This window comes from Nocardioides alkalitolerans (genome assembly GCA_038184435.1).
Taxonomy (GTDB): domain Bacteria; phylum Actinomycetota; class Actinomycetes; order Propionibacteriales; family Nocardioidaceae; genus Nocardioides; species Nocardioides alkalitolerans_A.
The window spans coordinates 790,783-810,108 of sequence record CP116227.1 but is presented as its reverse complement, the minus strand read 5'-3'; the positions used below and the strand labels follow the sequence as shown (position 1 = coordinate 810,108).

The window sequence follows — 19,326 nt, the reverse complement described above, 5'->3', positions numbered from 1 at the left end:
GCGGAAAACCCGTCGGTTGGCGCAGGCGGGCACGCCGGTCGTCCCGGGGTCGGCATGATGGTGGGCATGGCCCCCACCCCGCGTTCCGCTCCCCCGGTCGCCGACGAGAAGTACATCGTGCTCACCACCTTCACCAAGGACGGCCGCCCCAAGCCGACCCCGGTCTGGATCGTCCCCTTCGAGGGCGCCGCCGCGGTCTGGACGGTCCGCGACTCGTGGAAGGTCAAGCGGGTCCGCGCCAGCGGACGGGTGCAGGTGCAGGGCTCCGACGTGCGCGGCAAGCGCACCCACGGCCCGACGTACGACGGGGTCGGGCGCCTCCTCGACGACGACGCCTCGGCGCGGGTCGCGCGGGCGGTGGTGCGCAAGTACGGGCTGCTCGGACGCCTGACGGTGCTCGGCAGCCGGCTGCGGCGCGGGAGCGCCGGGACCGTGGGGATCCTGCTCGAGGTGGAGCGGACGGAGGGCTGATCTCGGCGTGGACGAGCTCGATGGTTGCTACTGCTTGCTGACAGATCCAGCACCCGAGGCCTCACGCTTCAGAGCGCGATGGGGGTCGCGGTGGAGCGGACCCGACCCGTCGGCGTTCGTCGCCGTCGCCGACAGGTCCCACGGGCACGCCCACGCCTGGCCGCAGTTCCGGAACCCCCTCCCGCGGGTCTCGTGGCGACCGCTCGAGCGCCATTTCTTCCGCGCAGCGCTGACGCGGCTGGCGCCTGCACGGTCGATAGACGTGGTGGTCGCCGCGTGGAGCACGGGCGACGCTCCTGTCCCGACCCTTCCCCACGGGCTCGGGCCCATGGTGCCGTGGCTGACCGTCGTCACGCCTGGCCCCTCGGACGATCCGGACGTGCGTTCGACGTACTTCGTCGCGTCCGTGTGGTCGGAGGACGACGCCCTGCTCGACGCGCTGTCGGGGGACGACGCGTGGCTGTCGAACGACTACCGGATCGAGGCGGTGGTGGACCCCGCCGACCGATGGCTCGCGCGAGCTCGGGACGAGTGTCTCCACCTCATCACCGACGACCCCGGCCTGCTGCACGGGTTATCCGCTGTCGAGGCGGAGACGTGGGCGCAGCAAGGCATCGCATCCGTCCGTGCTCCGCTGCTTGACCTGGCCGCAGTCACGGACCTGGTCGAGCAGCGACTGCCCCGCTGGGAGGAGCAGGGCGTCGCGCTCGACACCGCCCAGTACCGCGTGTGGGCCGACGATGCTCAATACGACTCGCTCGCGAACGAGCGCACGGTGATCTCGATCGTCGCCGACCTGCCGGCCTCGCTCGAGCGCACCGACTGGTACCGCTTCGAGCTGGTCCGCCGCGAGGACAGGGCGGTGGTGGACGTGCACGACGGTGGTGCGATCCGGATCGACCTCGAGCTCGACGACTGCTCGTGCGACCCGAGCTGCGCCGGGTGCTTCGACGTCGACGGCGCCGACGTCGATCCAGTCGTCGACTGCCCGTGCCTCGAGGACGACCTCGCGCCGTACGTCGATCTGGACCCCGGGACGGTGCTCGACGTGGCGACGGTCGGCGAGCTCCTCGACCGCGCGGTCGGGGAGCTCGTCGCTGGGCCGCGTTCTCAGCGAGAGCGCTGACGCCCGTCCCGTACGGTCGGGGACAGACACCTCGGCCGCACCGAAGGAGATGCCCGTGACCGACACCCACCTCACCGACTCCGCCCGCGAGATGCTGCGCAAGCCCAACCCCGCCGTGATCGCGACCGTGCGCAAGGACGGGCAGCCCGTGACGGCGGCGACCTGGTACCTCCTCCGCGACGACGACCGCGTCCTCGTCAACATGGACGAGGGACGGGTGCGCCTGAAGCACCTCCACCGCGATCCCCGCGTGAGCCTGACGGTCACCGACAAGGACAACTGGTACACCCACGTCACCCTCATCGGACGCGTCGTGGAGATCTACGACGACCCCGAGCTCGCCGACATCGACGCCCTCTCGAAGCACTACGGTGGCCAGCCCTACCCGCGCCGCGACCGCCGCCGTGTCAGCGCGCTCATCGAGGTCGACCGCGTGCACGGGTGGGGCGAGCAGAAGAACAACGACCAGGCCTGACCCATCCACAGATCACCACCGAGAGGTGGTCATCGCACGTCTGTTCGACTAGAGTGGGCATCATGGATCGGGGGACCCAGCACACTACGACGGCGTTGATCGACGCGGTCCGCGAGCGCGCTCAGACGGCTCGGGTGGCGGAGGCGGCGGCGTTCGTGGCAGTGGGCGATTGGGCGTCGGCGCACACCTCGGACGCGGTCGTCGGAGATCCGATCACGGTGCTGGGCGAGTGGCACGACGCCGAGTACGCCGAGGCCCTCGCCGGGGATCACTTCCTCGAGCTCGGTGGCCCGGGGGCGCCGGTGGTGGCGGAGTTCTGCATCGGCGAGATCGCCGCCGCTCGTGGGTGTTCGTTCGATGCTGCGCGGCGGCTGGTCGGAGATGCCGTCGAGCTGCGCTACCGCGTCCCCCGCGTCCACGCCCGGATCGTCGCGGGTGAGGTCGACGTCTGGCGCGGTCGCCGCATCGCCCAGGCCACCCGCACGCTCACGTTCGAGGCAGCCGGCTTCGTCGACCGGCACGTCGCGTACGTCGCGGGCAAGGCCACCGGCCCCGAGGTCGACCGACTGGTGGCCGAGGCCGCAGCCCGGTTCGACCCCGAGACCACCGAAGCAGAGCGGCACGCCGCTGACGGCGACCGGTACCTGTCGATCGAGATGGGCGACGTGGGCTACGCGGACCCGTTGACCGGGAGTCTGCGCGGCACCGTGAACGTCCACGGCTCCCTCGACCTCGCCGACGCGCTCGACCTCGAACGGACCGTCGCCCACATCGCGCGTCAACTGGGGGAACTGGGATGCGACTCGGACCTCGACGTCCGCCGGTCCATGGCCCTCGGTGAGATCGCGCGGCTCTGCGACGGGGTGACCATGTTGGAGTACGACGCTGGTGAAGCGCCGAACGGAGACCAGCCGCCGACGGTGCGGCGGGCCCGGCGCGAGGTCGTGCTCTTCGTCCACCTCGACCAAGCTGCGATCACCGGCACCCTCAACGGGTTCGGTCCCGGCATCGACACCTGCACGGGGATGACGGGGATCGACCTCGCCCGGCTCGACACCCCCGGCCTGCCCCGCGGGGCGGTCACCGTCGAGCAGGTCCAGACGTGGTGCGCGAGCCCGGACACCCGCGTGACGGTCACGCCGATGATCGACCTCAACACGGATGACGCCGTCGACGGCTACAGCCCGCCCGACCGGATCGCCGAGCACGTCCGGGCCCGATGGCCCCGCTGCGTCTTCCCGTACTGCACCCGCTCCTCGCGGACCGCTGACCTCGACCACTGCGACGCCTACCAAGAGCAGGGCCCACCCGGGCAGACCTCCACCCGGAACCTCTTCCCGCTCTGCCGACGCCACCACCGCATGAAGACCCACCGCGAGATGACCACCGGCAACAGATGGACCTACCGCCCCACCGACCCCGCACGAGGCGAACCACCCCACGCCATCATCTGGACCAGCCCGATGGGCCTGCGCTACCTCGTCGACCGCGACGGCACCCACCCCTGGCCGCCACCAGGAGCGGCTGACGCACCAGAAGACCCAGGCGCCCGGGACTGAACCTGCTCCCCTGCCGCCCGTCCACGCCTCGTGGCCGGGCGGCGCAGCATGCCCTCCCCCTCGGTGCTACGCCGATGCCCCCGCCAGCCGCCGCAGCACGACCCCGGCCGGCTCGTCGGTCGCGGACCGGAACCCGGTGCCGGCCCAGATGTTGATGGCCTCCGCATCCCCGGCCGCCGCGGCCGCCTTGCGGATCGGGCTCGTCAGGTGGTGCACGGCGGGGTAGCCCGAGGGCGCGACCGCGTCGTACGCCTCGACGAACCCGTTCCGCAGCGCCCGTGCAGGCCGGCCGGAGAACGCCCGGGTGAACCCGGTCGCGGTGCGCGCGGGGTCGACGAGGGCGCGTCGGTAGGTCGCGGAGGTGCCGGCCTCGGGCGTGCGGAGCAGCGCCGTACCCACGACGGCCGCCTCGGCCCCCGCCGCCAGCACCGCGGCGACGTCCTCGGGCGTCGCCAGCCCGCCGGCGGCCCACAGCGGGAGGTCGGTCACGGCCCGCACCTCGCGCAGCAGCGCGGTCAGCGGCACCTCGGGCGGCAGGTCGTCGGGATCGAAGGTGCCGGAGTGGCCACCGGCCACGTGGGACTGCACCACGAGCACGTCGACGCCCGCACGCGCGGCGAGCTCCGCCTCGCTCGGGCGCACGACGGTCTGTACCGTCGACGTCCCGACGTCCCGGAACGCCTGCACGACCGACGCCGCCGGCAACCCGAAGGTGAAGCTGACGACCGGCACCGGGTCGGCGAGCAACAGGTCGACCTTGGCGTCCCAGGCGTCGTCGTCCTCGCGGGGCTCCGCGGGCAGCGCCGTCACGCCGTGGCGGGCGGCGAGTGGGTGCAGGCGGTCGGCGTACGCCGCGTAGGCGCCCCGGTCGGCCGGCACCGGGGTGGGCACGAAGAGGTTGACGCCGAACCGGTCGGTGCGCTCCCGCACCGACCGGATCTCCGCAGCGAGCGCCTCCGGCGTCGTGTAGCCCGCGGCCAGGAACCCGAGCGCGCCCGCCTCCGCGGCCGCGACGACGAGGGCCGGGGTGCTGGGTCCTCCGGCCATGGGCGCGGCGACGAGCGGCAGTCGTGTCATGGCGCCATCGTCCCCCCGTCGTTCTATCCTCCCGAGCACGGGGCACCGGCGCAGCGGTACCGGTGGGCCGACGAGAGGGGCGGAGCGTGGTCGAAGCGGGCTGGCCCCTCGCCGTCCTCGTCGTCGCGCTGGCGGCCACCGCCGCCCTGGTGGTCCGCCTGTCCGCCCTGGGTTCGTGGCGCGCGCCCGCGTGGGCGACGACCCGCGCCGTGGTGCAGCTGGCGGCGGTGAGCCTGCTCATCGGGCTGGTGCTCCGCTCCATGGTCGCCACCCTGGGGTTCGTGCTGCTCATGGTCGTCGTGGCGACCGCGACGGCCGGGCACCGCATCACCGGGCAGAGCATCACCGGGCGGCGCGCCGCGAGCGTCTGGCTCGTCGTGCCGATCACCGCGGGGATGGTGCCGACCGTGGCAGCGGCCGTGGCCGTCGGCGCGGTGCCGTTCGAGCCCGTGGCGGTCCTGCCGGTCGCCGGCATCCTCATCGGCGGCGCCATGACGGCGACCACGCTCGCGGGGCGGCGGATCACCGACGAGCTGCGCGACCACCGCGATCTCTACGAGGGGGCGCTCGCCCTGGGCGGCACGCGTCGTCAGGCGGTCGGCGTCGTCGGGCGTCCGGCCGCGGCCCTCGCCCTGGTCCCGGGCCTCGACCAGACGCGCACGGTCGGCCTCGTCACGCTGCCCGGCGCCTTCGTCGGCGTCCTGCTCGCCGGCGCCTCCCCCGCGCAGGCCGGCGCCGCCCAGGTCCTCGTGCTCGTCGGGCTCCTCCTGGTGCAGTCGGTCGCCGCAGCGGTGCTCGTCGAGCTGGTCGCCGCCGGGCGCGTCCCGGTCGACGGCGCTCCCCTGGCCCGCTGAGACGCGAGCATCCTCGTTCGGCACCGGCTCGACGGGTACCGGGAGGGATGCCCCCCACCCTCGCCCCCACCCTCGCCCCCGACGTCGTCGTCGACCACGTCGCCGACGGACTGCTCCGTGTCGCCCACGGCCCGGTCAACCTCTACGTGGCCCACGACGACACGTCGGTCGGTCTCGTCGACGCGGGCCTGCCGGCGACGTACCCCGTCGTCGAGGAGGTGCTGCGGCTCCTGGGCTTCCGCACCGCCGACCTCACCGCGGTCCTCGTCACCCACGGCCACTTCGACCACCTGGGGTTCGCGCGCCGCCTCCAGCAGGACCACGACGTGCCCGTCCTGGTCCACCCCGGCGACGGCCACCTCGCGGCACACCCCTACGGCTACCGACCCCACCGCAACCGCTTCGCGTTCGCCGCGACCCACCCGGGCGGCTGGCGCCACCTCGCCGCGATGACCCGCCTGGGCGCCCTGGCCGTGCGACCGCCGCTGCGGACCGAGCCGCTCGCCGAGGGCGTCGTCGCCGACTTCCCCGGCCGACCGGAGGTGCTGCTGACCCCCGGCCACACCGACGGCCACGTCGTGCTGCACTTCCCGGCCGCGGACGCCGTGGTCACGGGCGACGCCCTGGTGACGCTCGACCCCTACACGGGCCTGCGCGGACCCCGCGTCGTCGCCACCGGCGCGACCAACGACCCGACCACCGCCGTCGCCTCGCTCGAGCGGATCGGGGCCACGGGCGCCCGTACGGTCCTGCCGGGGCACGGGGACCCCTGGTACGACGGCGCCGCGGCCGCCGCCGGACGTGCAGCCACCGCGGGAGCGGCCTGACGGAGCGCCCGACGGATCGGCCCCGACGAGACGACAGGTTGCCCCGGCCCCACCCCACCGGCAGGCTGGGCACCATGAGCGGGGACCACCAGCACGAGCGCCAGCACGGTCAGCACCGGCACGGCCAGGACGCGACGGAGCCGCCGCCGGACTACTTCGAGCCCGAGGGCTGGGAGGACCGCTACGCCGGCGCGGCGAACCGCACCTGGAGCGGCAAGCCCAACGTCCAGCTCGTCGCCGAGGTCGCCGGCCTGACGCCGGGCACGGCGCTCGACGTGGGCTGCGGCGAGGGCGGCGACGTGGTGTGGTTGGCGCAGCAGGGCTGGCGCGTGACCGGTGCCGACTTCTCCGCGGCGGGTCTCGCCCGTGCGGCCCACCACGCCGCAGAGGCCGGCGTGGCCGACCGCGTCGAGTGGTGGCAGGTCGACGCCCGCACGTTCGCGGCCGGCGGCCGCGAGTTCGACCTCGTGACGACCCACTTCCTCCACCCGCCGGACGGGGGGATGGTGGCGGTGACCCGTCGCCTCGCCGAGGCGGTGGCCCCGGGCGGGCACCTCCTCGTGGTGGGCCACGCCCCGTCGGAGTCGCTGCAGATCAGCGACGCCCACCGGAGGGCGATGTGGGTGGCCGCCGACCTGGTCGAGGCCCTGCCGGACGAGCTCGAGGTCGTGGTCGCCGAGCAGCGGCACCGGCCCACCGTCCACGACGGCGTGACCCTCCACGTCGACGACTCGACCTTGCTCGCCCGGCGGCGCGCCTAGGGGCTCAGCCTTCGGCAGCGGCCCTCGCGCGCGCGACGAACGCCCGCACCAGGTCGGGGTCCTTGACGCCGCGGGCGGACTCGACCCCGCTGGACACGTCCACGCCGCCGGGACGCACCTCGCGCACGGCGTCCGCGACGTTCGCCGGTGACAACCCGCCCGCGAGGAGCCACGGCCCGTCGAGACCCAGCGCCGCGAGCCCGGTCGTGTCCCACCGCTCGCCCGACCCGGGCACCGGCGCGTCGAGCAGCAGCACGTCCTCGCCGAGGGCCCCGACGCGGGGGGACGGCTCGTCCCGCACCGAGGTCGCGCGCCACACCCGCGGTCCGACGGCACGGGCGGCGACGACGTCGTCCGCGTCGTACCGCCCGTGCAGCTGCAGCACCGACGCCCCGATCGCGACCGCGGTGCGCGCCGCCTCGGCGGCCGGCATCGTGCTCACGACGAGCACGGTGGCGACGTCGCGCCCCTCCTCCGCCGCCGCCTCCGCGGCGGCCGCCAGCAGCGCGGACGCCTCCTCGGCCGTGCGGTCACGAGGACTGCCCGGGCTCATGACGACACCGACGGCGTCGGCTCCCGCGGCAACCGCGGCGCGGACGTTGGCGACGGTGTCGAGACCGCAGATCTTGACGAGCACACCGCGACCGTAGCCCCTCTCCGACCCCGGTTCATCCTCGCGGCCAGCAGGTCGGCACCTCAGGCGGAGGTCCCCGACCGCGCGGACGACCAGCATCGTGGTCATGACGATCCTGCTCAGCGACCCCCGCGTCGCCGCCGTGGCGCTCGCCGAGTGCGGCGAGCCCCTCGTGGCCCTCGACCGCTCCTTCGGCCCGGCCCGGGCGCGGGTGCGCGCCGGCCTCGCGGTGCGGCTCCGGAAGGCGCAGGACGCCCTGCCCGCCGGCACCGGGCTGCGCGTCGTGGAGGGCCACCGCAGCCTGGCCGCCCAGCGGGCGATCATCACGCGGTACGCCGCGGAGGTCGCCGCCGCGCACCCCGGTGCCGACGCGGCGGAGCGCCACCGCCTGACGAGCCGCTTCGTGGCCCCGGTCGAGGTGGCGCCCCACGTCGCCGGGGCCGCCGTGGACCTGACCCTCGTCGACCTGCGGCGCGGCGGCGCGGGCGGGTGGGGCACCGAGCTCGACCTCGGCACGCCCATCGACGCCACGCCCGAGCAGACACAGGGGCGCTGCTTCACCGACTCGCCCGCGATCGCTCCCCGGGCCCGCGCCCACCGGACGCTCCTCGGCGCCGTGCTCGGCGCCGCCGGCCTCGTCAACTACCCCACCGAGTGGTGGCACTGGAGCTGGGGCGACCGCTACTGGGCCCTGACGACCGGCGCCCCGGCCGCGCTCTACGGCCCCGTCGACGACCAGCGCGCCGGAGCCGCAGCGTGAGCGCGGCGGTGGCGACCCGGCCGACCGCGTTCCCGGCGGCGACGACGAGCGCAGCGCCGGCGGACCCGCGGCGTACCCCCATGCTCACCGTCGACCTCGGCGCCGTCGCCCACAACACCCGCCTGCTGGCGGACCGCGCCGGGACGGCGACCCTGATGGCGGTCGTCAAGGCCGACGGCTTCGGCCTCGGGGCGACCGCGGTCGCCCGCACGGCGCTGGCCCACGGCGCGACCCGGTTGGGGGTGACCTCCCTGCAGGAGGCCCTGGCGCTCCGCGCCGCCGGCGTCCACGCCCCCGTGCTCAGCTGGCTGAACGCCGTCGACGCCCCCTGGGACGCCGCCCTCGCGGCCGACGTCGACGTCGCGGTGCCGTCGCAGGAGCACCTGCACGCGGTCGTCGCGGCCGCCCACGCCACCGGACGCACGGCGCGGGTCCACCTCCACCTCGACACCGGGCTGGCGCGCGACGGGGCGGAGCCCCACGCGTGGGCCGACCTGTGCCGCGCGGCCCGCCGGGCCGAGCTCCGCGGCGCGGTCCGGGTCGCCGGGGTGATGGGGCACCTCGCCCGGGCCGACGAGCCGGCCGATCCCGCCAACGCCGACGGTCGCGCCCGGTTCGCGTGGGGCGTCGCCGTCGCCTGCGCGACCGGTCTGCGTCCCCGGCTCCGGCACCTCGCCGCCACCGCCGCGACCCTGACCGATCCGGCGAGCCGCCACACGATGGTGCGCATCGGCGCCGGCCTCGCCGGCATCGACCCCTCCGGCACCACGACGCTCGCCGACCCCGTCACCCTCACCGCGCCCGTCGTCACCGTGCGCCGGGTGCCCGCGGGCACGCCGGTCGGCTACGGCGGCACCTGGACCACCACCCGCGCCAGCCGGCTCGCGCTGCTGCCGGTGGGGTACGCCGACGGCCTGCCCCGCCTCGCCTCCGGCGCCGCCGAGGTGCTGCTGCGCGGGCGGCGCGTCCCCGTCGTCGGCCGCGTCTCCATGGACCAGGTCGTGCTCGACCTCGGACCCGCCGACGCCACCGGCCCGCTCGCCAGCGTCGCCCCGGGCGACGTCGGCACCGTGATCGGCCCCGACCACGCAGCCCCCACCGTCGCCGACTGGGCCGCCTGGTCGGGCCTGCTCCCCCACGAGGTGCTCACCGGCCTCGGCCACCGTCCGCACCGGGTCGTCCTGCCCGCCCCCGCCCCCACGCCCGTCCCCGCCCTCAGGAGCCTCGCATGACCACGACCACCACCGGCCCGACCCGACCGACCCGCACCCGCGTCGCCGTCATCGGCGGCGGGCAGAGCGCGGAGCACGACGTCTCGCTCGCGTCGGCCGCCTCCGTCGTGGCCGCGCTGCGCACGGGACGGCACGCGGCGACGTACGACGTCGTGCCGCTCACGATCGACCGCGACGGCACCTGGCGCGACGCCGGCGACCGGCCCATCGGGCTCGTGGGTGCCGTGCACGTGCTGCGCTCCTGCGACGTCGTGCTGCCCGTGGTCCACGGCCCCCGCGGCGAGGACGGCACCCTGGCGGCGCTCTGCGACCTCGCCCAGGTGCCCTACGTCGGCTCGGGGGTCACCGCCGGGGCGTTGGCGATGGACAAGTGGACCACCAAGCTCGTCGCCGAGGCCGTCGGCATCCGCACCGCACCGGGCGTGCTGCTGACGCGGGCGAGCGCCGCGGCGTACGCGTTCGACCACCCCGTCGTCGTGAAGCCGGTGGCGGCCGGGTCGAGCCAGGGCGTCACCCTCGTGCGCACCGCCGCGGAGCTCCGCCCGGCGCTGGCCGCCGCGTTCGCCCACGACGAGCGGGTGCTCGTGGAGGACGTCGTCGTCGGTCGCGAGATCGACCTCGCCGTGGTCGCGACCGGTCCGGGCGGCCGCGAGCGCCTCGTCTCCCCCGCCCTGGAGATCGAGGTGGACGGGTTCTTTGACTTCGAGGCGAAGTACGGCGGCGGCGCCCGCTTCACCGTCCCCGCCGCGCTCGGGCCCGCCGACCTGGCGGCCTTGGAGGCCGCCGCCCTCGCGGCGTACGAGGCCCTCGGCTGCCGCGGCGTCGCGCGCGTGGACTTCTTCCTGACCGCGGACGGCCCGGTGCTCAACGAGGTGAACACGATGCCGGGCTTCACGGCCACCTCGCAGGTGCCGCGGATGTTCGCGGCCGCCGGTCTCGACTACCCCGACCTCCTCGACCTGCTCGTGCGGGACGCGCTGGGCGGCCCCGCCGCCGTCGCGGCATGAGGGTCGCGGGGATCGACCTCCTCCGCGGGGTCGCCGTGGGCCTGGTCATCGGGCGGCACGCCTTCCCCGACCTGCTGCCCGGGGCGGGCGTGGTCGGGGTGGTGATGTTCTTTGCGCTCAGCGGCTACCTCATCACCGGGGTCCTGCTCGCGGAGGCCACGACCACGGGGCGGGTGCGCTTCGGACGGTTCTACGCGCGGCGCGCCGCGCGTCTCGTCCCCGCCCTGGTCGTGCTGGTCGCCGCGGTCGTCGTGGTGACCGTCGTGCTCGACCCGTTGCACGACCGCGACGAGCTGGGGCGCACGGTGCTGGTGGCGCTGACCTGGACGGCGAACCTGCCGTTCGACCAGGGCAGCGACGCGACCTTCCACCTGTGGACGCTGGCGACCGAGGAGCAGTTCTACCTCCTGTGGCCGGCCGTGCTGGTGCTCGCGGTGGCCCGCCGCCGCGTGGGCACTGCGCTCGCCGTCGTGGCCGCGCTCTGCCTGCTCGCCTGCGCCGCGACGCTCGTCCGGCTGGCGGACGACCCCGACCTGGCCTACGCGCTCCCGACCAGCTGGGCGGTCTGCTTCGTCGTGGGCGCCGCGGCCCGGGTGCTCGTCGAGCGGCGTCCGCACCTCGTCGTACCGGCGGCCGCCGTCCCAGCGGCGCTCGTCGGCCTGACGGTCCTCGCCGTGGTTCCATTGCGGGGTCACGCGCTCACCTACCTGGCAGGAGGCCCCGCCATCGCCGCGCTCACCGCCGTGCTGCTCCTCGCGTGGCGGGCGTGGACCCCCGCGCCGCGGGCCCTGGCGCCCCTCGTCTGGCTGGGCACGGTGTCGTACGGCGCCTACCTGTGGAACTACCCGCTCACCCTGTGGCTCCGCCCGGCCCTCGCGCACGAGGAGGTCGCCGGGGTGCTGGCCGCCGGCCTCACGCTGCTCGCCGCGGCGGCGAGCTGGCGCTGGGTGGAACGGCCGGTCGCGGCGTGGTGGCGCACCCGGGAGCGCACCGCTGAGCCCGTGCCCGCGCGGGTCGGGGTGCCGTCGTGAGCGGCGCCGAGCCACGCCCCTGGCGGGAGTGGAGGCCCGACCTCGCCGTCGGCGCCGCGGTCGCCGCGCTCGGCGTGGTCGAGGTGCTGCGCCTGCCGTGGCTCCTCGAGGGGGAGCTGCCGGGTCTCCTGCTCGTCGCGGTCGCGACCGGGGCGTCAGCGGGTCTGGCGCGACGGCTGCCCGGGGCGGCGCTGACCCTGGTGTGGGTCACCTGCCTGGCGCAGGGCCTGCTCGGCATCCCCGTCCTCCTCGCCCAGGCCAGCGTCGCCGTCGTCGCGTTCGGCACCGCCCGGTGGGGCAGCCGGCTCACCCTCCTCGCCGGGCTGGGGTCGATGCCGCTCGCCGGGTTCGTCTTCCTGACGCTCGCGCAGCTGGGGCAGTTCGACACCGTCGTCTACCGCGGGCAGGGTGGCGGCGCGATCGCCGCGACGCTCTACGACCGGCTCGGGGCGTCCTGGCCCGTCGCCCTGCTCGCCGTCTTCACGACGCTCCTCCTCGCGCCCTGGCTCGTCGGTCTCTCGCTCCGCCTGGCCGAGCGCGCCCGCGCCTCCCGGGTCTCCCAGGTCGCCGCCGAGCGGGACGCCGAGCGGGCCCACCGCGAGACGCAGCAGGTGCAGGAGATCGCCCGGCTGCAGGAGGAGCAGGCACGGATGGCCCGCGACGTCCACGACGTCGTCGGGCACTCGCTCGCCGTGATCCTCGCCCAGGCCGAGTCGGCCCAGTTCCTCACGGGCGAGGAGCGCCTCAAGGAGACCCTGGCGACGATCGCGACCTCCGCCCGCTCCTCGCTGCAGGACGTGCGGCACGTGCTGTCCGGACCGCAGGCGCCGACGACGGCCGCGGCGGGATCGATCGGCGACGCCGACGCGCTCGTCGCCGGCGTCCGGGGCAGCGGGTTCGCGGTCGAGCACCACGAGGTCGGCCCCCCGCGCCCGCTGCCGCCCGAGCTCGCGACGGTGGCCCACCGCGTGCTGCAGGAGATGCTCACCAACGCGATGCGGCACGGCCGCCGCGACGCCACGATCCACGTCGAGCGACACTGGCCCGACGGGGCCGGGGAGCAGGAGCTGAGGATCGAGGTGCGCAACGTGGTGGCGGAGACGGCGGACGAGCAGACGGTGCCGGTGGCCGCGGCGCCCGGCGACCCGGCCGACGGGTCCGGCCGCGGCGTGGACGGCATGCGGCGTCGCCTCGAGGCCGTCGGGGGCCGGCTCGACGTCCGGCGCCGCCGGGAGGCCGACGGCCCGACCTACACCGCGACCGCCTGGGTACCCGTGCGCGCCGGGAGCACCGCATGACGATCCGCGTCGTGCTCGTCGACGACCAGGAGCTCTTCCGGGCCGGCGTCTCCGTGATCGTCGACTCCGCCGACGACATGGAGGTGGTCGGTCAGGCGGGCGACGGCTTCCGGGCCGTGCAGGTCGTCGACGAGGTGGAGCCCGACGTCGTGCTCATGGACGTGCGGATGCCCGAGATGGACGGCGTCGAGGCCACCCGGCAGATCTTCTCGCCGGAGCGGGTGGCCCGCCGCGAGCGGCCGGTGCGGGTGGTCGTGCTCACCACGTTCAACCTCGACGACCGCGCGGCGACGGCGATCCGGTACGGAGCGAGCGGCTTCCTGCTGAAGGACACCACGCCGTTGCTGCTGCGCGACGCCATCCGCACCGTCCACCACGGCAACGCGGTGCTCGCGCCGCAGGACCTCGCGACCCTGCTCGACGGGCAGCTGCGGGCGCAGGCGCCGCCGCCCGCGACGTACCTCTCCCTCACCGACAAGGAGCGCGAGGTGTTCACGGCGGTCGCCCGCGGGCACTCCAACGGCGAGATCGCGCAGGACGTCTTCGTCAGCGAGTCCACGGTGAAGACCCACGTGGGCGCCATCCTCCGCAAGCTCGGGCTCCGCGACCGCGTGCAGATCGTCGTGTTCGCCCACGAGCACGGCCTCGTGGACTGAGGGACGTCCCTCAGCGGTCGCGCAACGCCTCGACCAGCTCGTCCTTCGTCATCGACGAGCGGCCCTCGACGTCGAGCTCCGCGGCGCGCTTGCGCAGCTCGTCGACGGTCCAGTCCTCGTAGGACCCCGCCTTCCCGCCACGGCGGCCCACGGTGTCGGCCCCCTCCTTCGCCGACGCGTTCGCGATGCGCGCGGCCTTCTCCTTGCTCGCGCCCTCGCGGCGCAGCGCCTCGTAGGTCTCGTCGTCCTTCACGCTCGGGCCGGGGCCCTTCTTCTCCGCCACGGGTGCACCTCCTGGTGATCGCTGCCGGTCGGCTCCTACCGACGTTACGTCGGGACCCGAGCCGCCCGGCTCGCGAGCGTCCTCAGGCGCCGACCGCCACCCCGGTACCCAGGCTCCAGCTCCGCTCCCCCGCGTGCCGCGCGGCGAACCCCGCGCGCACGACCTCCGGGACGTCGAGGGGGTGGGCGCGGCGCCACTCCTCGACCCGGGCACGGGTACGGCGCCGCTCAAACCACCCCGCTCCCCGGCGCGCGAGGTGCCAGTCGAGGGCGTCGTCGGCGTAGGCCACTGCCGCCACGGGACGGGCCGCACGGATGGCGTCGAGGGCGTCCACGGGGTCCCAGCCCCGGTCGAGCAGCACCGCGAGGGCGGCGCTCGGTCCCCGGTTCACGCCGAGGTGGCAGTGGGTGAGCAACCGGGCGCCGGGAGCGGCCAGGGCGGTGCGGGCGAAGGCGGCGACGGCCTCGAACCAGCCGTGGCCGACCGGCTGTCCGGCGTCCTCGATGCCGTCCCAGTGGTAGGTCACTCCCGCGAACGCCTCCCACACGTCGCCGTCGGACGCCTCCGCGCGGGCGTCGAGCACGTGGGTGACACCCGCGGCGGCGAGCTCGTCGGCCTGGGCCAGGGCCCGCACCTCGTCGCCGTCGAGGTCGCCGCCGACGAGCAGGAAGTCCGTCACCGTGTCCGCGTCGGCCCACCGGAGCGGGTCGCCGGTCTCGTGCGTGCCGCGCATCTGCTGCTCTCCTGTCCCCGGTGACCGCCACCGTGCGTGGAGGTGGGACGCGGGAGCCGTCACCGCGGTTCCCGCGCCGTCGCGATCGCCGCGACCACGGCGGCGACCAGCAGCGAGGCGGCCGAGGTGCCCACCAGCACGAGGACCGCGCCGACCCCCCACAGGCCGGTGTCGTCCTCGGCGGCCGACGTGACGGACCAGGCGACGGTGAAGGCGACCGAGAGGACGATGGCCGCGGCGAAGGGCCGCCACCACCGCGCTGCGACCACGCCCACCACGAGCAGGGTCACCGCGCAGCCGACCACCTGCCACGCCTCGTAGGGCCCGCTCGCGACGTCGGTCACCGGGTCGACCTGGTACTCGTCGTCCCAACCCATCCACCCGAACCACGCCGCGGCGCTGAGGACGGCGACGCCGAGCCCCCACGCGAGGTCGCGCAGGGGGCGGCGGTCAGGGCGGGCAGGGGTCGCGCTGGTGGCGTTCGTGGACATGGGCACATTCCTATGCCCCGGCGACCCCCACGGGACTGAGCACGCGTGCTCAACCGGGCGACGCGACGTACTCGGGCGGGCCCTAGAGTGGCGCGTCGTGCTCCTCCTCCTGCCGCCCAGCGAGGGCAAGTCCGCGCCGACCCGCGGGAAGCCGCTCGACCTCGGCTCGCTGTCCTTCCCCGTGCTCACCCCGGGACGCGAGGAGGCGCTCGACGCCCTCGTCGCGCTGTGCTCGGCCGACGCCACGGCCGCGGCCACGGTGCTCGGCCTGGGTCCGACGCAGACGGACCTGGCGGCCCGCAACGCCGACCTCCGCACGGCGCCGACCGCTCGGGCCGAGCAGATCTACACCGGTGTGGTCTACGACGCGCTCGACGCCGCCGCCCTCGACGCCGCGGCCCGCCGCCGCCTGCGCCGGGTGGCCGTGACGTCGTCCGTGTTCGGGCTCGTCCGCCTCGCGGACCGGATCCCGTCGTACCGCCTCTCCGGCGACACCACCCTCCCGGGCCTCGGATCCGTCGCCGCCCACTGGCGCCGGCACCTCGGCGACGCGGTGACCGAGGGCGTCGGCTCCGGCGTGCTCGTCGACCTGCGGTCGGGCACCTACGCCGCGTTCTGGCGCCCCGAGGGCGACGTGGCGCGGCGGACCGTCACCGTGCGGGTGCTCCACGAGCACCAGGGCACCCGCAAGGTCGTCAGCCACTTCAACAAGGCGACCAAGGGCCGCATCGTGCGCGCGGTGCTCACCGACGGCGGCACCCCGCGCACGCCGCAGGCGTTCGCGACGCAGCTGCGGGACCTCGGCTGGTACGTCGAAGAGGGCGCCCCCACGCCCCGCGGCACCCAGCTCGACGTGGTGGTCGCCGAGCTCTGAGGCCCTCAGGCCCCGAACGGGCCGTCCCCGGGGCGGGCGTTGAAGAGGCGCAGGCTGGCCGTGCTCTCGCCGTCGCGTCCACCCGCGTAGTGGCTGATGACGGTCACGGACGCCGGCGCCAGCTCCATCCGGAACAGCGCCGTCAGCGGCGCCTCGAGCGCGTGCGCCACGAGGGTCTTGATGGGCGTCACGTGGGAGACGACGACGACCGTGCGCCCGCGGTAGGTGTCCAGCACCCGGCGCAGCCCCGCGAGGACGCGCTCCTCCACGCCGCGGAACGACTCGCCGCGCGGACCGCCGGCGCGGGCGTCCAGCGACCCGAGCCAGGCGTCGAGGTCGGCCCCGTGCCGCGCGCGCACCTCGCCGAACGTGAGGCCGTCCCAGTCCCCGAACTCCATCTCCGCGAAGCCCGGCTCCTCGACCAGCGGCGCCTCCAGCGTCGCGGCGAGGATCTCGGCGGACTCGCGCGTCCGGCGCACGGGCGAGGTCACCACCGCCGCGACCTCGCCGGCGATCGGCCCCAGCCAGGCGGCGGTCGCACGCACCTGGGCGCGCCCCTCCTCGACGAGCGGGGGGTTCGCCGAGGCGAGCCCGCCGGAGAAGCGCTTCTCGGCGGTGTGGGCGGTGACGCCGTGCCGCACGATGACGAGGGTCGTCGGCGCCGCGGGCGCGGCCTGCTGCTCAGCCGCGTCGACCTGCTCGGTGACCTCCGGCTCGTCCGGCTCGTCCGGCTCGCTCAGCTCGTTCGGCTCGTTCGGCTCGTTCGGCTCGTTCGGCTCGTCCGGCGCGACGGCGGTCGCGGCGCCCAGCACCTCCACGCCCGAGCGAACGCCGTCGAGCGCCTGGTTGGCGAGGCGGTCGGCGGCGGCGTTCTCGGCCCGCGGCACCCAGGTCCACACGGTGCCGGGCGGCGCGATCGCGCTCGCCCGCGCCGCCAGCGGCTTCATGTCCGGGTGCTTGATCTTCCAGCGCCCCGCCATCTGCTCGACGACGAGCTTGGAGTCCATGCGCACCTCGACCCGGGCGCCGGGCGCGTACGCCGCGGCCAGCTCCAACCCGGCGATGAGCCCCGAGTACTCCGCCACGTTGTTGGTCGCCCGGCCGATCGTCGCGCCGTCCTGGGCGATGACCTCACCGGTGGCGGCGTCGCGCAGCAGGGCGCCGTACGCCGCGGGCCCGGGGTTGCCGCGGGACCCGCCGTCCGCCTCGACGACGACGGCGCTGGGACCAGCGGCGGGACCAGCGGCAAGACCCGCGGACGTCACAGGCCGGACTCGCCCGTGCGGACGAGGATCCGCGAGCACTCCTCGCAGCGCACGACCGTGTCGACGCTGGCGGCCTTGATGACCGCGAGCTCGGCGTTGTCGAGGGTCAGGCGGCAACCGCCGCACTCCCGGCGGCGCAGCTCGGCGGCCCCGATGCCGCCCTGCTTCTGGCGGATCTTGTCGTAGAGCGCCAGCAGGTCGGCCGGCAGGTCCTCCACCAGGGGCGCACGCTCGGACGCCGCCGCCTCCAGCTCGGCGTCGAGCTCGGCCCAGGCGGCGTCACGCTCGGCGGCCAGCGCCCTGGCCTCCGCGTCGATCTCCGCCAGCCGGGCCTCGGCGGCGGTGAGCCGGCCCTGCGCCTCCTCGAGCCGCTCCATGATCTCGAGCTCGGTGTCCTCCAGCGAACCGATGCGGCGCTCGAGCGAGACCAACTCGTTCTGCATCCGCTCGAGGTCCTTGGGGTTCGTGACGAGACCGGCGTCCATGCGCTGCCGGTCACGGGCCCGGCGGGCCTTCACCTGCTCCACGTCGGCGTCGGCCTTGCGCTGCTCGAGCGACAGGTCGTCGACGGCGATCCGCGCGTCACGGGCCTGGTCGTCGACACCCCGCCGGGTCGCGGCGAGCTCCTCGAGCCGGGCGAGCTGCGGCAGGTGGGTGCGACGGTGCTTCAGCTGGTCGAGACGGGAGTCCAGGGCCTGGACGTCGAGCAGCTTCCGCTGGGCGAAGGGATCGGCTTTGATCACGCGCTCCTCTCAGAGCGGTCGGACGGGTCGGAGGGGTCCACGCGGAACTGCCACGGGTCGGTGCGCAGCGTGCTGACGCGCGTCTCCACACTATCGCCGAGCGCGTCCGTGACGCGCGTCGCCACCACGGGCAGCCAGGTCCACTCCGCCGCCCAGTGGGCGACGTCGACGAGCGCCGGGCCGTCGTCGGCGACGAACTCGGCCGCCCGGTGGTGGCGCAGGTCGCTCGTCACGTAGACGTCCACGTCCGAGCCGACGAGCCCGTCGAGCAGCCCGTCGCCCGCGCCGCCGCAGACGGCGATCCGCCGCACGGAGCGGTCGGGGTCACCCGCGACGCGCACGCCGCCGGCGGTCTCCGGCAGGGCGTCGGCGACCGTCTGGGCGAAGTCGCGCAAGGTGGTGCGCTCCACGACGCCGACCCGACCCGTGCCGCTCGTCAGGGCGTGCGGGTCGGCGAGCTCCACGACGTCGTAGGCGGGCTCCTCGTAGGGGTGCGCCGCCAGGAGCGCGGCGACGACCTGCCGGCGGAGCCGCCGCGGGAGGATCGCCTCGACCCGCTCCTCGTCCACCAGCTCGATGCTGCCCACCGACCCGATGGTCGGCTGTGCGCCCTCGAGGGGACGGAAGCGGCCCTGGCCCGGGACCGAGAAGGTGCAGTGGTCGTAGTGCCCGATGGCCCCGGCGCCGGCCTCCGCGATCGCCGCCCGCACGGGAGCGGCCGCGTCGGTCGGCACGAGCACCGTCACCTTGTCGTAGGGCTCGCTCGGCCCGGGCACGATCGGCTCGAGCTCCGTGAGGCCCAGGGCGACGGCCATCGCCTCAGAGACGCCGCCGACCGCCTGGTCGGCGTTGGTGTGGGCGACCAGCAACGCGCAGCCCGCCTCGGCGAGGCGGCTGAGCGTGCGGCCCTTGGGCGTGGTCGCGGCGAAGCCGTGCACCGGTCGGAGGAACAGCGGGTGGTGCACGACGAGCAGGTCGGCGCCCCACGTCGCGGCCTCCTCGGCCACCGCCTCGTCGATGTCGACCGCGAACATCACCTTGCGCACGGGGCGCGAGGGATCGCCGTACACGAGCCCCACGGCGTCCCAGTCCTCCGCCGTCGCCGGCGGGAACCACGCGTGCAGGAGGTCGACCACATCGCCCAACGTCGTCATGGGCGTACCGTAGCC

General features: G+C 75.5%; 22 protein-coding genes. 14 read left to right on the top strand and 8 right to left on the bottom strand.

Annotated elements, in window-relative coordinates:
* Positions 1-66 precede the first annotated feature (66 nt).
* The 4 genes from PIR53_03995 (at position 67) to PIR53_03980 (ending at position 3,631) form a co-directional block, all read left to right on the top strand.
* Entirely contained in the window at positions 67-471 is a 405-nt protein-coding gene (locus PIR53_03995; protein ID WZH53161.1) for a PPOX class F420-dependent oxidoreductase, read from the top strand.
* 328 nt (positions 472-799) lie between these two features.
* Positions 800-1,597, top strand: a complete 798-nt coding sequence (locus PIR53_03990) for a hypothetical protein (GenBank protein ID WZH53160.1) — start codon at positions 800-802, stop codon at positions 1,595-1,597.
* A 55-nt stretch (positions 1,598-1,652) separates the two neighbouring features.
* Positions 1,653-2,072 (top strand): PPOX class F420-dependent oxidoreductase, encoded by a 420-nt coding sequence (locus PIR53_03985; protein WZH53159.1) that lies wholly within the window; start codon positions 1,653-1,655, stop codon positions 2,070-2,072.
* A 62-nt stretch (positions 2,073-2,134) separates the two neighbouring features.
* Positions 2,135-3,631: a DUF222 domain-containing protein gene (locus PIR53_03980; GenBank protein WZH53158.1), complete on the top strand. Its 1,497-nt coding sequence runs from the start codon at positions 2,135-2,137 to the stop codon at positions 3,629-3,631.
* Between the two features lie 66 nt (positions 3,632-3,697).
* Here the strand turns inward: PIR53_03980 and PIR53_03975 are convergent, their stop codons facing one another.
* Positions 3,698-4,708 (bottom strand): nitronate monooxygenase, encoded by a 1,011-nt coding sequence (locus tag PIR53_03975; GenBank protein WZH53157.1) that lies wholly within the window; start codon positions 4,706-4,708, stop codon positions 3,698-3,700.
* 86 nt (positions 4,709-4,794) lie between these two features.
* Between PIR53_03975 and PIR53_03970 the strand changes: the two genes are divergently transcribed.
* From PIR53_03970 to PIR53_03960, 3 genes are all read left to right on the top strand, one after another.
* Positions 4,795-5,562: an ABC transporter permease gene (locus PIR53_03970; protein WZH53156.1), complete on the top strand. Its 768-nt coding sequence runs from the start codon at positions 4,795-4,797 to the stop codon at positions 5,560-5,562.
* A 47-nt stretch (positions 5,563-5,609) separates the two neighbouring features.
* Positions 5,610-6,389, top strand: coding sequence for an MBL fold metallo-hydrolase (locus PIR53_03965; GenBank protein WZH53155.1), 780 nt, complete (start codon positions 5,610-5,612; stop codon positions 6,387-6,389).
* Between the two features lie 74 nt (positions 6,390-6,463).
* Positions 6,464-7,150 (top strand): methyltransferase domain-containing protein, encoded by a 687-nt coding sequence (locus PIR53_03960; protein ID WZH53154.1) that lies wholly within the window; start codon positions 6,464-6,466, stop codon positions 7,148-7,150.
* 4 nt (positions 7,151-7,154) lie between these two features.
* Here the strand turns inward: PIR53_03960 and PIR53_03955 are convergent, their stop codons facing one another.
* A complete protein-coding gene (locus PIR53_03955) occupies positions 7,155-7,787 on the bottom strand; it encodes a phosphoribosylanthranilate isomerase (GenBank protein WZH53153.1) in 633 nt (210 codons plus the stop codon).
* 103 nt (positions 7,788-7,890) lie between these two features.
* Between PIR53_03955 and PIR53_03950 the strand changes: the two genes are divergently transcribed.
* Genes PIR53_03950 through PIR53_03925 form a run of 6 tightly spaced genes read left to right on the top strand, consistent with a single transcriptional unit; the run spans position 7,891 to position 13,768 of the window.
* A complete protein-coding gene (locus tag PIR53_03950; protein ID WZH53152.1) occupies positions 7,891-8,544 on the top strand; it encodes a M15 family metallopeptidase in 654 nt (217 codons plus the stop codon).
* Positions 8,541-9,776 (top strand): alanine racemase, encoded by a 1,236-nt coding sequence (alr, locus tag PIR53_03945; GenBank protein ID WZH53151.1) that lies wholly within the window; start codon positions 8,541-8,543, stop codon positions 9,774-9,776. Before PIR53_03950 ends, alr begins: the two co-directional genes overlap by 4 nt.
* Positions 9,773-10,783, top strand: a complete 1,011-nt coding sequence (locus PIR53_03940) for a D-alanine--D-alanine ligase (protein WZH53150.1) — start codon at positions 9,773-9,775, stop codon at positions 10,781-10,783. Before alr ends, PIR53_03940 begins: the two co-directional genes overlap by 4 nt.
* Positions 10,780-11,814, top strand: a complete 1,035-nt coding sequence (locus tag PIR53_03935; protein ID WZH53149.1) for an acyltransferase — start codon at positions 10,780-10,782, stop codon at positions 11,812-11,814. The genes PIR53_03940 and PIR53_03935 overlap by 4 nt, the downstream gene beginning before the upstream one ends.
* Entirely contained in the window at positions 11,811-13,112 is a 1,302-nt protein-coding gene (locus tag PIR53_03930) for a histidine kinase (protein WZH53148.1), read from the top strand. The genes PIR53_03935 and PIR53_03930 overlap by 4 nt, the downstream gene beginning before the upstream one ends.
* A complete protein-coding gene (locus PIR53_03925; GenBank protein WZH53147.1) occupies positions 13,109-13,768 on the top strand; it encodes a response regulator transcription factor in 660 nt (219 codons plus the stop codon). The genes PIR53_03930 and PIR53_03925 overlap by 4 nt, the downstream gene beginning before the upstream one ends.
* Before the next feature lie 10 nt (positions 13,769-13,778).
* On the opposite strand, the gene PIR53_03920 is transcribed toward PIR53_03925, so the two are convergent.
* The 3 genes from PIR53_03920 to PIR53_03910 all read right to left on the bottom strand — a co-directional run bounded on the left by PIR53_03920 (position 13,779) and on the right by PIR53_03910 (position 15,275).
* Positions 13,779-14,051 (bottom strand): Rho termination factor N-terminal domain-containing protein, encoded by a 273-nt coding sequence (locus PIR53_03920; GenBank protein ID WZH53146.1) that lies wholly within the window; start codon positions 14,049-14,051, stop codon positions 13,779-13,781.
* 82 nt (positions 14,052-14,133) lie between these two features.
* Complete coding sequence (locus PIR53_03915) at positions 14,134-14,784, bottom strand: hypothetical protein (protein WZH53145.1); 651 nt, start codon at positions 14,782-14,784, stop codon at positions 14,134-14,136.
* A gap of 59 nt (positions 14,785-14,843) precedes the next feature.
* The gene (locus PIR53_03910; GenBank protein ID WZH53144.1) at positions 14,844-15,275 is read right to left on the bottom strand and encodes a hypothetical protein; all 432 of its coding nucleotides are present in this window, start codon (positions 15,273-15,275) and stop codon (positions 14,844-14,846) included.
* Positions 15,276-15,372: 97 nt separating this feature from the next.
* On the opposite strand from PIR53_03910, the gene yaaA reads away from it, so the two are divergent.
* Positions 15,373-16,149 (top strand): peroxide stress protein YaaA, encoded by a 777-nt coding sequence (yaaA, locus tag PIR53_03905; GenBank protein WZH53143.1) that lies wholly within the window; start codon positions 15,373-15,375, stop codon positions 16,147-16,149.
* 5 nt (positions 16,150-16,154) lie between these two features.
* On the opposite strand, the gene PIR53_03900 is transcribed toward yaaA, so the two are convergent.
* Genes PIR53_03900 through PIR53_03890 form a run of 3 tightly spaced genes read right to left on the bottom strand, consistent with a single transcriptional unit; the run spans position 16,155 to position 19,311 of the window.
* Entirely contained in the window at positions 16,155-17,414 is a 1,260-nt protein-coding gene (locus tag PIR53_03900; protein ID WZH53142.1) for a bifunctional RNase H/acid phosphatase, read from the bottom strand.
* A complete protein-coding gene (locus PIR53_03895; protein ID WZH53141.1) occupies positions 17,411-18,157 on the bottom strand; it encodes a C4-type zinc ribbon domain-containing protein in 747 nt (248 codons plus the stop codon). The genes PIR53_03900 and PIR53_03895 overlap by 4 nt, the downstream gene beginning before the upstream one ends.
* Positions 18,154-19,311 carry a Nif3-like dinuclear metal center hexameric protein gene (locus PIR53_03890; GenBank protein WZH53140.1) on the bottom strand — a complete coding sequence of 386 codons (1,158 nt, stop codon included), beginning with the start codon at positions 19,309-19,311 and terminating at the stop codon, positions 18,154-18,156. The genes PIR53_03895 and PIR53_03890 overlap by 4 nt, the downstream gene beginning before the upstream one ends.
* Positions 19,312-19,326: the final 15 nt, after the last annotated feature.

Bases quoted from the DNA above. Each gene is read 5' to 3' on its own strand.
- PIR53_03960 (WZH53154.1), top strand. From the start codon at position 6,464: ATGAGCGGGGACCACCAGCACGAGCGCCAGCACGGTCAGCACCGGCAC.
- PIR53_03910 (WZH53144.1), bottom strand. From the start codon at position 15,275: ATGTCCACGAACGCCACCAGCGCGACCCCTGCCCGCCCTGACCGCCGC.
- PIR53_03995 (WZH53161.1), top strand. From the start codon at position 67: ATGGCCCCCACCCCGCGTTCCGCTCCCCCGGTCGCCGACGAGAAGTAC.
- PIR53_03980 (WZH53158.1), top strand. From the start codon at position 2,135: ATGGATCGGGGGACCCAGCACACTACGACGGCGTTGATCGACGCGGTC.
- PIR53_03925 (WZH53147.1), top strand. From the start codon at position 13,109: ATGACGATCCGCGTCGTGCTCGTCGACGACCAGGAGCTCTTCCGGGCC.
- PIR53_03940 (WZH53150.1), top strand. From the start codon at position 9,773: ATGACCACGACCACCACCGGCCCGACCCGACCGACCCGCACCCGCGTC.
- PIR53_03975 (WZH53157.1), bottom strand. From the start codon at position 4,708: ATGACACGACTGCCGCTCGTCGCCGCGCCCATGGCCGGAGGACCCAGC.
- PIR53_03990 (WZH53160.1), top strand. From the start codon at position 800: ATGGTGCCGTGGCTGACCGTCGTCACGCCTGGCCCCTCGGACGATCCG.
- PIR53_03965 (WZH53155.1), top strand. From the start codon at position 5,610: ATGCCCCCCACCCTCGCCCCCACCCTCGCCCCCGACGTCGTCGTCGAC.
- PIR53_03950 (WZH53152.1), top strand. From the start codon at position 7,891: ATGACGATCCTGCTCAGCGACCCCCGCGTCGCCGCCGTGGCGCTCGCC.
- PIR53_03935 (WZH53149.1), top strand. From the start codon at position 10,780: ATGAGGGTCGCGGGGATCGACCTCCTCCGCGGGGTCGCCGTGGGCCTG.
- PIR53_03890 (WZH53140.1), bottom strand. From the start codon at position 19,311: ATGACGACGTTGGGCGATGTGGTCGACCTCCTGCACGCGTGGTTCCCG.
- PIR53_03915 (WZH53145.1), bottom strand. From the start codon at position 14,784: ATGCGCGGCACGCACGAGACCGGCGACCCGCTCCGGTGGGCCGACGCG.